The 12,470-nt window shown below is 69.8% G+C and carries 11 protein-coding genes and 1 pseudogene; 5 read left to right on the top strand and 7 right to left on the bottom strand.

What is annotated here, in order from left to right:
• The first annotated feature begins 151 nt into the window (after positions 1-151).
• Positions 152-322 (top strand): hypothetical protein, encoded by a 171-nt coding sequence (locus ACFXKZ_RS43600; RefSeq protein WP_380010776.1) that lies wholly within the window; start codon positions 152-154, stop codon positions 320-322.
• An 85-nt stretch (positions 323-407) separates the two neighbouring features.
• Positions 408-845 carry a pyridoxamine 5'-phosphate oxidase family protein gene (locus ACFXKZ_RS43595; RefSeq protein WP_380010773.1) on the top strand — a complete coding sequence of 146 codons (438 nt, stop codon included), beginning with the start codon at positions 408-410 and terminating at the stop codon, positions 843-845.
• A 275-nt stretch (positions 846-1,120) separates the two neighbouring features.
• Here ACFXKZ_RS43595 and ACFXKZ_RS43590 read toward each other — a convergent pair whose 3' ends face one another.
• The 6 genes from ACFXKZ_RS43590 to ACFXKZ_RS43565 form a co-directional block, all read right to left on the bottom strand.
• Complete coding sequence (locus ACFXKZ_RS43590) at positions 1,121-3,850, bottom strand: M28 family peptidase (protein ID WP_380010770.1); 2,730 nt, start codon at positions 3,848-3,850, stop codon at positions 1,121-1,123.
• A gap of 186 nt (positions 3,851-4,036) precedes the next feature.
• Complete coding sequence (locus tag ACFXKZ_RS43585; RefSeq protein WP_380010767.1) at positions 4,037-5,194, bottom strand: epoxide hydrolase family protein; 1,158 nt, start codon at positions 5,192-5,194, stop codon at positions 4,037-4,039.
• A 188-nt stretch (positions 5,195-5,382) separates the two neighbouring features.
• Positions 5,383-6,438, bottom strand: coding sequence for a hypothetical protein (locus ACFXKZ_RS43580; protein WP_380010764.1), 1,056 nt, complete (start codon positions 6,436-6,438; stop codon positions 5,383-5,385).
• Positions 6,439-6,585: 147 nt separating this feature from the next.
• Complete coding sequence (locus ACFXKZ_RS43575; protein WP_380010761.1) at positions 6,586-7,002, bottom strand: arsenate reductase ArsC; 417 nt, start codon at positions 7,000-7,002, stop codon at positions 6,586-6,588.
• Positions 6,995-8,098 (bottom strand): ACR3 family arsenite efflux transporter, encoded by a 1,104-nt coding sequence (arsB, locus tag ACFXKZ_RS43570; RefSeq protein ID WP_380010758.1) that lies wholly within the window; start codon positions 8,096-8,098, stop codon positions 6,995-6,997. Before arsB ends, ACFXKZ_RS43575 begins: the two co-directional genes overlap by 8 nt.
• A complete protein-coding gene (locus ACFXKZ_RS43565; RefSeq protein WP_380010755.1) occupies positions 8,095-8,493 on the bottom strand; it encodes an ArsR/SmtB family transcription factor in 399 nt (132 codons plus the stop codon). The genes arsB and ACFXKZ_RS43565 overlap by 4 nt, the downstream gene beginning before the upstream one ends.
• A gap of 80 nt (positions 8,494-8,573) precedes the next feature.
• Here ACFXKZ_RS43565 and ACFXKZ_RS43560 point away from each other — a divergent pair, with 80 nt between their 5' ends.
• Complete coding sequence (locus ACFXKZ_RS43560; RefSeq protein ID WP_380010752.1) at positions 8,574-9,041, top strand: ArsI/CadI family heavy metal resistance metalloenzyme; 468 nt, start codon at positions 8,574-8,576, stop codon at positions 9,039-9,041.
• Between the two features lie 28 nt (positions 9,042-9,069).
• Here the strand turns inward: ACFXKZ_RS43560 and ACFXKZ_RS43555 are convergent, their stop codons facing one another.
• On the bottom strand, positions 9,070-9,444 hold the full coding sequence (locus ACFXKZ_RS43555; RefSeq protein WP_380010749.1) for an STAS domain-containing protein: 375 nt from the start codon (positions 9,442-9,444) through the stop codon (positions 9,070-9,072).
• Between the two features lie 193 nt (positions 9,445-9,637).
• Between ACFXKZ_RS43555 and ACFXKZ_RS43550 the strand changes: the two are divergent.
• Together ACFXKZ_RS43550 and ACFXKZ_RS43545 are read left to right on the top strand one after the other, a co-directional pair.
• A pseudogene (locus ACFXKZ_RS43550) lies at positions 9,638-9,946 on the top strand (cysteine hydrolase family protein); the annotation flags it as partial.
• A gap of 169 nt (positions 9,947-10,115) precedes the next feature.
• Positions 10,116-12,341 carry a catalase gene (locus ACFXKZ_RS43545; protein ID WP_380010987.1) on the top strand — a complete coding sequence of 742 codons (2,226 nt, stop codon included), beginning with the start codon at positions 10,116-10,118 and terminating at the stop codon, positions 12,339-12,341.
• Positions 12,342-12,470: the final 129 nt, after the last annotated feature.

Raw genomic sequence — 12,470 nt, 5'->3', positions numbered from 1 at the left:
TAAGCCCGACGAAGACGATAGCTTAGCAATTGATAAGATTGGCAACTGCGGCAAGTATCAGGAGATGGAGGGGCGTACAACGAACGCATTCGTCGAAGGTCGACAGCACCGCCGCCGCACTTGCCCCGCCCACCACTCCAGGAGGCACCCCGTGGGGGAATTCATCCACGAACTGACCGGCGGCATCGAAGAGGCCCGCGACAAGCTCGATCAGGCCCGTCAGGACGAGGACGCATACGGCACGGAGGTCTGGCAGGCACGCCTGGACGCCCTGGAACGACTCGCCGAACAACACGGCATCGACCTGCCGGAGCACCCCTGAACCAGGCCCCTGAGCCCGTACCGACCGCAGCACGCCCGCGACCGGTTCCCGTCGACACCGCGGATTCCGTCAGGGAGGACGCACGATGACCGCCGCCCAACCCCGCCTGATCGAGATCTCCGGCGCCGAGGCCCTATGGCTGCTGGAGGGCGCCACGACCGGGCGCCTGCTCTACGGCTTCGCCGGCATCACCGCGATACGACCCGCGCGGCACATCCTCGAACACGGCAGCCTCGTCGTTCGTGCGCCCGTCCCCCTCGACGTCCTGGTACCGCCGGACGAGACCGTGCCGATGGTGACGTACCACGCCGACGAGATCGACCCCGCCACGGCCCGCGGCTGGAGCGTGGCCGCGACCGGCCCCGCCCGGCCGCTGCCCCCGGGGCCCGAACGCGACCACTACCGGCGGGTACTCCCGGGCTGGGTCCACGGCCCCCACGACGCCATCGTGCGCATTCGCCCCCATGTCACCACCGCGCACCGCCTCGGCCGGCCGCTCACAGCCGTCACCGACCGCGGGTGACTCCGGCGCCGGGCCAGGCGTCGCCCCGAACCCGCGCATGCCGATTCTCGTCATGCCGGCCGTCGGCGTGCGGCAGGGCGCTTCGCGTCGTCCCCGCCTCCTCGTTGCGTCCCGTCGAAGGCGGCGGCGATGGGTCGTGGGAGCGATTCGAGCCTGCGCCGACCTCATCGGATCCCCGCTCGCCCGGCCGGCCCCCCGTGGCCGTCGGCCGTGTGGGGGTGGGGATCGCCGGTACCGGCCCGCTTCGGGCGGCCGGTACCGGCGATCGTTGAGGGTTACGCGGTGGGCGTGGTGACCGCGACCGCGGTCTTCCAGATCGTGTATGCCACGCCGTCGGCGCTGCGGTTGAGTACCGTGGCGTCGATGTTGCTCGTGGTGTCACACGCGGAGTGGTAGCAGGAGTCGTACGATCGGCCGGCCTGGCCGCCCCACTTGGCCGCCTGCGCAGAGGTCTTGGTGGCACTGGCGCCGGCCGCGTAGCCCGAGGTGGGGATGCCGGCCCGCTGGAAGGAGTAGTCGTCGGAGCGGCCTTGGCCCTCGACGTTCTCCTCGGGACGCAGGTTCAGCGTGTCCCAGTACGCCTTGAGGGGCGCGGCGGTGGCCGAGTTGATGTTGTTGACGAAGTAGCCCGCGTTGCGTGAGGCGACCATGTCGAAGTTGTAATAGCCCCTGATCGCGGCGCGCTGTGTCGAGGTGAGTTGGCTGACGTAGAACTGCGAGCCCTGGAGGCCCTGTTCCTCGCCGGCCCACCAGCCGAAGCGCACGTGCTTGGTGAGCGTGGGGTTGGCCCGGGCGAGCGCGAGGGCGTTCTCCAGGAGGGTGGCCGAGCCGGAGCCGTTGTCGTTGATGCCGGGACCGGCACTGACGCCGTCCAGGTGGGCGCCGAACATGACGACCTGGTCGGCGGGGCCGCCGGGCCAGTCGGCGATCAGGTTGTTGGAGCGGTATCGGCAGGAGGTGCAGACCTGCTCGGACACGGTGAAGCCGGCGGCCTGGAGCTTGCCCTTCACATAGGCCACGGACGCGGTGTAACCGGCGCTGCCCGCACGGCGGTTGCCACCGTTCTGGTTCGCGATCTGGTTGAGCTGGGCCAGATGCGCCTGTACGTTCGCCACGTTGATGTCGGGCGGCGCCAGGCTGCGGTTGCCGGGACCCGTCACGGTGAGGGTGTACCGGGCGGTGTGGGTGGCGGTGGGGCCGCTACCGGTGACGGTCACGGGGTAGGTGCCCGCCGGCGCGGTCGAACTCGCCGACAGGGTCAGCGTCGAGCCGCCCACCTCGGCGGACGCCGGGGTGATGGTCGCGGTCACACCGGTGGGCAGACCGCTCGTGGACAGCGTGACGTTCTGCGCCGCGCCCGCGGTCACGGCCGTGCTCACCGCGGTCGTGATCGAGTCGCCCGGTGTCACGATGCCCGAGGGCGAGGTGAAGGCGACCGAGAAGTCGTCCAGGCCGGAACCCGCGGTGCAGGTGGGGTCGGCGGACTGGGCGGGCACGCTGATGGCGTTCCACGCCGCCTTGGTCTTGTTGAACAGACCGCATGTGGGGTCGAGGGATTTCGCCGATTTCAGGGTCGCGGTGCGGTACTTCTTGTAGGTCATGCCGCTGGTCTTGAGCAACATGCCGCCGTAGAAGACCTTGCCCGCCTTCTGGATGCCCACGCCCGAGAGGGTGGTGTTGTTGCAGGTCGGGCTGGTCGGCTTGCCGCCGCCCGGGTTGGTGCCCTCGGCGAGCAGGTAGAACCAGTGGTTGAGCGGTCCGGCCGCCGCGTGCTCCTCGGTGTTGGGGATCGACGAGCTGTAGCAGTTCGGGTCGCCGTTGGTGGAGGGCTTGTACATGTAGCGAATGGGCCCCTGGCCGACCAGGTCGACCGTTTCGCCGACGGTGTAGTCGGGGGTGTCGTAGGGCGAGGATTCGTTGGTGTACGCCTCGGTCAGCGCGCCCATGATGTCGCCGGTGCCCTCGCCGAGTCCGGCTTCACCGTTGGCGCCGCCGGGGGTGAACTGGTCCATGCCGTGGCCGAATTCGTGGCCGACGACGTCCATCGAGCCGATCCACTGGTTGCTCTGGTTGTGGCCGATCGAGACGGACGAGCCGTCCCAGTAGGCGTTGACGTCGTTCAGACCGACCTTGACCGGCCAGCTGCCGCCGCTGCCGTTGTGGCCGTTGCGACCGAGCCAGTCGCGGAGCATGTTCCATTCTTTTTGGGCCGCGAACATGACGTCGGCGCAGCCGGTTTCCTTGCTGGATGCCTGGCCGTTGCCCCACGAGTCGGTGGACTTGGAGAACACCGTCCCGGTGGAGTAGTCCGCGCAGGACAGGCCGGGTCGGCCCGGGTCGCGCAGCGAATACCTGGCACCGGACTTGGTGGTGTCGATCGGGATGTTCGGGCCGTTCCACTGGCTGTTGCCGGTGCCGGCCTTGACGTCGTCGACCTTGTCGAGCACCGTGCCCGTGCTCGCGTCGACGAAGACGTGCAGCCTGCTGGGCGCGGTCGCGGTGCGGCCGACGAGCACGGTCTCCCAGGCGAGATTGCTCCGATCGTCCCCGACCCGGACGACCAGGCGGTGCGACTCGACCCGGTCCACCGAAGCGAGTTCGGCCCTGGAGGTGGTCTCCGCGGCGTCGGCCGTCACGATCGGGTGAACCGGGGTGGATATCCGTACGTCGCTCGCGGACTGGGTCGCGCGGACGCGACCCTTGCCGTCGGCGAGGACGACGGCGTCGCCGCCGACGACCGGCAGGCCGCGGTAGGTGCGCTCGTAGGCGACGGAGTACAGATCGTCGACCCACGGCGTCACCGACTGCCGTTCGTACTGCTCGTCGGGTCCCTGGGCCAGAACGTCCAGGCCGCTTGCGGCGGCCCGGTCGGCGGCGGAGACGGCGAGCGCCTGAGAGCCGGGCGGCGCGGGCGGTTCGGCCGCGGCCGACTGGGCCGCCGCGCCGACGGTGAGGCCGGCGAGTAAGGCGAGGACGGTCCCGGTGGTGGTCACTCTTCGATTCATCGAGGCTCCTTTGGTGGAAGGCAGACCTCGACCACGACACCGACCTGCTGTCGCGGGCATCTCGTGAGCCGCGAACGACCGGGCAGGACGGGGTTCGTGCCCGAGCAAGCGAAACACTCACACAGGCGTCCATGCCGGGCGAAGGGATACGACCGAACCGGCAAATTCCGGGAAACCGGCGAAGTCCTACCGGTCCCGGACTCGCAACGGTCGGAAGAAGTCTCGCAGGTCGCGGGCCAGTTGTTCGGGTTCCTCGTGGGCCATGAAGTGTCCGCCGCGCTCCGGGGTGTGCCATTGCCGCAGGTCGGTGAAGGTCCGTTCGGCGAGGCCGCGGGGCATGCCGCGGAACGCCGGTTCGTTGCTCAGCGTCACGGCGCCGGGCACGGTGATCGGCGGCAGCGGCCGGTCGTGCGACCAGTCGTGGTACTCGCGGAACGACGTGCCGATCGACTCGGTCGCCCAGTACAGCGTCGCCACCGTCAGCAGCGTGTCGCGGTCCCAGCGCGTCGTCACGTCGCCACCGCAGTCGCTCCAGTCGCGGTACTTGTCCACGATCCACGCCAGCAGTCCCGCCGGGGAGTCCATCAGCGCGGCCGCGACGGTGTCCGGGCGGGTGGACATGATCGCGCTGTAGCCGCCGTCGGCGGCGTCGTACACGGCCAGCGCGTCCAGGAATTGCTGCTCCTCGGGCGTCGGCGGCGCCGCGCCGAAGTCGGTCGGGACCACCGACGAGGTGACGAGTACGCCGGCCACCTCGTCCGGGAACAGCGCGCCGAGCCACTGCGTAATCCCACTGCCGATGTCGCCGCCCTCGGCACCGAAGCGAGGGTAGCCGAGTACGTCGGTCATCAGCGCGTGCCACGTCTCGGCGACCGCGCGCCGCGTGAACGGGCCGCTCGGCGGCTCGGAGAAGGCGAACCCGGGCAGCGACGGGATCACCACGTCGAATGCGTCCGCCGGGTCTGCGCCGTGTGCGCCCGGGTCGGTCAGCAGCTCGGCGATCCGCAACATCTCCACGAAGCTGCTCGGCCATCCGTGGCTGAGTACCAGCGGCAAGGGGGTTGGTCCACCGGCCGGGCCCTTGCCGCGCATGTGCACGAAGTGCACCTTGCGCCCGCCGACTTCGGCGCGGAAGTGCGGGTACGCGTTCAGCCGAGCCTCGGCCGCCCGCCAGTCGAAGCCGTCCGCCCAGTACGCCACCAGCTCGCGCAGGGCGCCGGGATCGACCCCGGCCGCCCAGTACACCGGGTTCGTCGCGGTGGTGAACCGGGTGCGTAGCAGCCGCTCGCGCAGGTCGTCGAGCACATGGCCGGGGACCGAGATGTGGTATCGCTCTGTGCTCACGTGTGTCCTTTGGTGGTTCATGTGTCGTCCGGGGCGTGGTCGGCCCCGTCCGAGGCTACGTTCAAATCGTCGACCGCCGGCGCCGGTTCATGCATGACCCACAGGCATACCTACGCCACATCGTTTCGCCGGCGACCACGGCGGGTGCGTGATGTGTGGTGGCGGCCGGCTTGTTGGTGCCGCGTTGGTCAGTCGCCGAGGGTGTAGAAGTGGACCCGCGTGTCGGATCCGAAGGTTTTGAACCAGTCGGTGACCGAGCCCTGTTCGTCGAACGGGTCTTCCTCGTAGAGCCACTCCGGGTCGAGATCCCCCAGAACCGCCTCTCTGAACGCGGCGTATGCGCTCTTGATGTCGTGGTCGTACAGGCCGTGGATGTCGAGGACGGGGACGGCTTCCTGGAGGAGGAGGTGCAGGGCGAGTGCCTCGGCCGTGGTGGCGGGTGGGTGCCACGCGGTCGAGGTGAGGCGTTGGGTCACACCGGCGGCGGCGATGATGAATCGGCGGACGAACAACTCGGTGTACTGCTCGGCGAAGGCGGGCGGAAGTTCGTCCAGAATGAAGAAGTCCGCGTCGGAGTCCTCGACATGGTCGGCCACTTCGTCCTCGGCCAGGCTCACCAGGTCGCCGAAGAGTTCGTCGGTGAGCAGATCGATGGCGTAGACGAGGGCGCCTGCCGCCAGTTCGACGGTGGCGTGGGGGAGCGGGTCCGAGTCGGTGTGACCGAATCGGGCTGCGGAGAAACAGGTCAGACGTGGGGCCAGGCTCCGAAGTCGCCTGCAATACCTCTCGACTTCCTCGTCGGTCGGCGCGCCCACGTTCGGGTCCGGCACGGGGCGGCGGTGGAGTAGGGCGCGCTCTGCCGGGTCCGCGGGCGGCGCGTCGGGGCCGTCGGCGGCGGCGAGGCTCTTTCGCGCGAGCGCGTCGTGCAATTTGACCTCGCACGAGGCAACCACCCACTCCTCCAAGCCTTCGGTGTTCTCCAGGATCTCCTCGACCACCTCACGGGCCGCCGTCTCGGCGAACTCCAGTGCGGGGGCGTTCAGTTCCATGAGCACCAGGGCGCCTTCGGGATGCGAGCCGACGCGGAAGTCGTCGAGGTCGATGCGCATGTCGTCGGGGCCGTCGACGCCCTCCAGGCGCTCCAGGGGTTCGGCGAGCAGGCTTGCTATGCCTGCCCGCCGCAGGTTGTCCAGAGGCGGATGGCCGCTCGGGGGGACGACGTCGACGTGTACGAAGTAGGTCACGTGACAAGCCTGCCCGAGCCCGACGCGGAAGATCGGCGAACCGGGTACACGGCCGGGACCGGCTCGGGCGTTCCCGGCCGATGTCGTCTGGCGAACGCCCGAACGCGGGGAAGGCGATAGTCGGTGTGCGGCACACGGCAGCGCCGGTCAGGCCGCCTCGACGCCGAGTTCGGCGAGCAGGGCGCGGACGCGTCGTTCGATCTCGTCGCGGATCGGCCGTACGGCTTCGACACCCTGTCCGGCGGGGTCGTCGAGCCTCCAGTCGAGGTATCGCCTGCCGGGGAGGATCGGGCAGGTGTCGCCGCAACCCATGGTGATCACCACGTCGGACGCGCGTACCGCCTCCGTGGTCAGGATCTTCGGCGTCTCGGCGGACATGTCGATGCCGACCTCCGCCATTGCCGCGACGGCGGCCGGGTTGACGGCGTCGGCGGGCGCGGATCCGGCGGAGCGTACCTCGACCCGGCCGTCGGCGAGGTGGGTGAGCCAGGCGGCGGCCATCTGGGACCGTCCGGCGTTGTGGACGCACACGAACAGCACGGATGGCGCGGCGGGTTCAGACACGGGCGGGACCTTCCGGGGCTGCGGTGGCGGTGGGTTGGGGGAAGTGGCGGCGGGCGGCGAGGGCGACGTACACGAGGCCGATCAGCACCGGCACCTCGATGAGGGGCCCGACGACTCCGGCGAGGGCCTGTCCGGAGGAGGCGCCGAAGGTGGCGATGGCGACCGCGATGGCGAGTTCGAAGTTGTTGCCGGCGGCGGTGAACGCCAGTGTCGTGGCCCGCGCATGGTCCAGGCCGACGGCGCGTGCGACGGCCATGGATCCGCCCCACATCACCGCGAAGTAGGCGAGCAGGGGCAGCGCGATCCGGGCGACGTCGAGCGGTTTGGAGGTGACGGCGTCGCCTTGGAGGGCGAAGAGCACGACGATGGTGAACAGGAGTCCGTACAGGGCGAACGGGCCGATCCTGGGGATCAGTCTCGTCTCGTACCAGGTGCGGCCGCGGGTCTTCTCGCCGAGGCGGCGGGTGAGGAATCCGGCCAGGAGCGGGATGCCGAGGAAGATCAGCACGCTGCGGGCGATTTCCCATACGGACACGTCCAGGGCGGTGCGGTCCAGGCCGAGCCATCCGGGCAGCACGTCGAGGTAGAACCAGCCGAGTGCGGCGAAGGCGATCACCTGGAACACCGAGTTGAGCGCGACCAGGACGGCGGCGGCCTCGCGGTCGCCGCAGGCGAGGTCGTTCCAGATGATCACCATGGCGATGCAGCGGGCCAGGCCGACGATGATCAGGCCGGTGCGGTACTCGGGCAGGTCGGGCAGCATCAGCCACGCGAGGGTGAACATCAGCGCGGGACCGACGACCCAGTTCAGGACCAGGGACGGCACGAGCAGCCGCCGGTCGCGGGTGACGGTGTCGAGCCGGTCCCAGCGCACCTTCGCGAGCACCGGGTACATCATCACGAGCAAGCCGAGCGCGATCGGCAGCGAGACGCCGGTGACCGTCACCTTCGCGAGCGCGTCGCCGAGGCCGGGGACGAGTCGGCCCAGGCCGAGGCCGGCGGCCATCGCGAGCAGGATCCACACCGCGAGGAAACGGTCGAGGAACGACAGTCGTCCGGCGACCGGTCCCGCGGGGGTCGCGGCCGGGGCGCTCACGCGTCGACCGGAGTGGGGGCGGGTTCGGGGAGGGGTTCGCCGGCGGGGCGGGTGAGGATCGCGGCGAGGCGGTCGGTCGTGGCGGGCAGGAGTCGGTAGTACACCCATGTCCCGCGCCGTTCGGAGGCGATCAGCCCGGCCTGCTTGAGCAGCTTGAGGTGGTGGGAGATCGTCGGCTGGGACAGGTCGAACGCCGGGGTGAGATCGCAGACGCAGATCTCCCCGCCCGCACGGGAGGCGATCATCGACAACAGCCGCAGCCGCACCGGGTCGCCCAGCGCCTTGAACACCCGCGCCAGGTCGAGGGCCTGCTCCTCGTCCAGCGGGGCGGTCAACAGGGCCGGGCAACATCCGTCGGCGTCCTGCCCGAGCACCACGAGTTTCTGTTTTGACATTCCTCTATGTTGACGTTCTTCGATCCAACGCGCAAGCTTGTATCGATCAACATCGATACAAGCCGATGGAGGCAGCTGTCATGTCCCGTGTGCAACTTGCGCTCAACGTCGCCGACCTCGACGCGTCGGTGGCCTTCTACTCCAAGCTGTTCGGCGTAGAGCCCGCCAAGCGCCGACCCGGCTACGCGAACTTCGCCGTCACCGACCCGCCGTTGAAGCTCGTCCTGATCGAGGGCGAGGCCGGCCGGGACACCCGTCTGGACCACCTCGGCGTCGAGGTCGACTCCACCGACGACGTCACCGCCGCCATCACCCGCCTCAAGGACGCCGGACTCGCCACGTTCGAGGAAAACGACACCTCCTGCTGCTACGCCCTCCAGGACAAGGTGTGGGTCCACGGCCCCGGCAAGGAACCGTGGGAGGTCTACGTCGTCAAGGCCGACGCCGAGCGAATGGGCAAGAGCTCGGCACCGGGCGCCGACGCCTGTTGCGGGGGTGGGCCCGAGGTCGATCCGGCGCCCGCCGCCGCCTGTGTTTGCGGCGGCTGACGGCGAAGCCGCGAGAGGGTCGTCCGCCTCAGGGCGAGGTCTGCTCGTGTTCCCCGCAGGTGTACGCGGCCCGAGCGTCGTCGACGTCGCTGTGCACGGCGAAGACGATGTCCGAGTGGCTCGTCGCCAGGAGTCGGAGTATCCGAGGTGGCGGGGACGCCAGGAACAATCGCCCGCCGGCCGCCGATGCGCGCCGGCGCAGCCGTAACAACGCGTCGAACCCCGAGGAGTCGCACCCGTCGACTCCGGCCAGGTCCAGGACGAGAGCCGGGTGCCGGGCGAGCACTTCGCGCACTTGCCGATCGAGGCCGGGCGCCGTGTCCGCGTCGAGTTCGCCGGACACGGCCGCCACGGCGAGTCGCCCGTGGCTTCGGTGGATGTCGAGACATGGTTCGCGATCCATGAGCGAACGCTCCTGTTTCATCGCTGATCCGGTGATGTGCGGGGGGCGCCGACGTTCCGGGCGGGGCGGACGACGGTGCCCCTCCCGCCCGCTGCCCGCTTTTCGCCGCCTCACCCGTGCCGGCGCTTGTGCGGTAACGCTTCCGGGTACGCGCAGGCGAATATGGCCACCAGGAGTCGTTCGGCACCGCTCCCCGATCCGTCCCGACGACATGTCGATGTTCGTGGTCAAGGCCCGCCATTCGATCTTCTACCAGACACCGCTCGAGTACCTGCTCACGCAAAAGGGCGTGCGGTACATCGTGCTCACGGGGCAGGTCACCGAGCAGTGCGTGCTCTACTCGGCGCTGGACGCCCACATCCGGCATTTCGAGGTGACCGTGGCACGGGACGCCGTCGCCCACATCCACGAGGACCTCGCCGACGCGGCGCTGCGCATGATGGAGCGCAACATGGGCGCCCGCATCCTCCCGGCCGAGGACATCGACTTCACCCGGCAATGAGCGCGCCCGCGCGGGCGCGCCGGCCGATGTATCCGGACTCGGGCGTTCCGGCTTTTGGACCTCGGGTGACGACGAATGAGGGAAACCGGGGAACCCGGCCCGTCGGATGTATCACCCGCGCGTGGACGGGCAAGCGGCAACGGTCCAAACAACCGCTGTGCCCGGAGGAATGATGAGCCAGTCCGACCCCGCCCCGCAGATTCCCGGACGTCCCGGCAGCCGTGCGCCATCGGTGACGGAACCGACGGACCCGCACGACCCGCTTCCCCCCAAGCCCGATCAGGACGGGCCGGCCACCCAGAGCCCCACGGGGCAGGCCACCGGCGCCGAGCAGTCCACCCGGGCCCAGGCAGGCGCGTTCCTGACCACCGCCCAGGGATTGCGCGTACCCGACTCGGACCACTCGCTCAAGGCGGGGCCGCGCGGCCCGGTACTGCTCCAGGACCACCATCTGCGCGAGAAGATCACCCATTTCGATCACGAGCGCATTCCCGAGCGGGTGGTGCACGCGCGCGGCGCGGCGGCGCACGGCGTTTTTCGCGGCTACGGCACGGCGACATCGGTCACCAAGGCGGCGTTCCTCGCCGAGGGGGTGGAGACGCCGGTGTTCGTGCGCTTCTCCACCGTGCTCGGCTCGCGCGGCTCGGCGGACACCGTGCGCGACACCCGGGGGTTCGCGACCAAGTTCTACACCTCCGAGGGTGTCTTCGACCTGGTCGGCAACAACATCCCGGTGTTCTTCATCCAGGACGCCATCAAGTTCCCCGACGTCATCCACGCGGGGAAGCCGCATCCGGATCGCGAGATCCCCCAGGCGCAGAGCGCGCACGACACGTTCTGGGATTTCGTCTCGTTGCACACCGAGGCCACCCACCACACCATCTGGAACATGTCCGATCGGGGCATCCCCCGCTCCTTCCGCACCATGGAGGGCTTCGGCGTCCACACCTTCCGACTGGTCGCCGCCGACGGGTCGACCACCCTGGTGAAATTCCACTGGAAGCCCAAGGCGGGCGTGCACTCACTGGTGTGGGAGGAGGCGCAGCTGATCAACGGTATGGACCCGGACTTCCATCGGCGCGATCTGGCGGACGCGATCGAGGCGGGCGCGTTTCCGCAGTGGGAATTCGGCATCCAGACCTTTCCCGATACGCCGGAGCAGACGTTCGAGGGCATCGATCTGCTGGATCCCACCAAGATCGTGCCGGAGGAACTGGCGCCGGTACAGCCGATCGGGCTGCTCACCCTGAACGCCAACCCGAAGAACTTCTTCGCCGAGACCGAGCAGGTCGCCTTCCATCCGGGGCATCTCGTCCCCGGGATCGACCTGACCGACGATCCGTTGCTGGCCGGTCGGCTGTTCTCCTACCTGGACACCCAGATCACCCGTCTCGGCGGCCCCAACTTCGCGCAGATCCCGATCAACCGCACGCACGCGCCGATCAACGACATGCAGCGCGACGGGTTCCATCAGGACGCGGTGCACACGGGCGTCGCGCCGTATCGCCCGAACTCGCTCGACGGGGGCTGTCCGTTCCTGGCCGGCGCCGACGCGGGAGCGTACGTGGAGACCCCGGTGGCGGTACCGGCCGCCACGAAGGTGCGCGAGGCACCGGCGTCCTTCGACGACCACTTCGGCCAGGCGCGGCTCTTCTGGCTGAGCCTGAGCGACGTCGAACGCGAACATGTGGTCGGCGCCTACACGTTCGAGCTCGCCAAGTGTTACGAGGACGCCGTGCGCGAGCGGGCGCTGGGTGTGTTGGCCAATGTGGACGAGCATCTGTGCGCAGCGGTCGCCGCCGGGCTGGGACTGCCCGCGCCCGCGCCGACGAAGCCGACGGCGTCCGTACGGCCCAGCCCCGCACTGTCCCAGGTCGGCGGAACCTGGCCGGTGGCCGGACGCGTCGTCGGCATCGTTGCGGACGAGGGCAGCGATCTCGGCGCTCTGCGCGCGGCGCGGGACGCGATCGCCGGGGCGGACATGGTCCCGCTGATCATCGCGCCGACCGGTGGCGCGCTCGGCGGCTCCTCGGCCGAACCAGTTCCGGTGCAGCGTACGTTCGCCGCCGCCCGCTCGGTGGAGTTCGACGCGGTGCTGCTCGCGAGCGCACCCGCACCGGCCGCCGACGCGTACGGCGCCCGCGACGCCAAGGCGGGCTCCGGAACGGGCGAGCTGGACCCGCGCGTCGCGCTGATCCTCGCCGAGGCGTACCGGCACGCCAAAGTCGTCGGCGGCTGGTCCACGGCCGGCGAAGCCCTCGCCGCGGCGGGCATCCCCGTCGACAGCCCGGGTGTCCTCGTCGAGAACGATCCGGCGGCCGTGGTCGACGCGACGGCTCGGTTGCTGGCCACGCACCGGGTCTGGGAACGTTTCCCGAGCACCGGACAACTCTGAGCACCGGGGGTCCCGGTCACCATCCGGGGGCGCGGATCGTGTGCGGCAGGGCATACGATCCGCGACCCTCCCCCTGTACTTCCCGTTGCCGATCGGTCAGCCGCCGGCGTCCGCGTTGTGCGCCACCAC

The sequence above is a fragment of the Embleya sp. NPDC059237 genome (assembly GCF_042754105.1).
GTDB lineage: Bacteria > Actinomycetota > Actinomycetes > Streptomycetales > Streptomycetaceae > Embleya.
The sequence above is the reverse complement of the archived record's forward strand: the minus strand, read 5'-3'. Positions and strand labels throughout refer to the sequence as shown.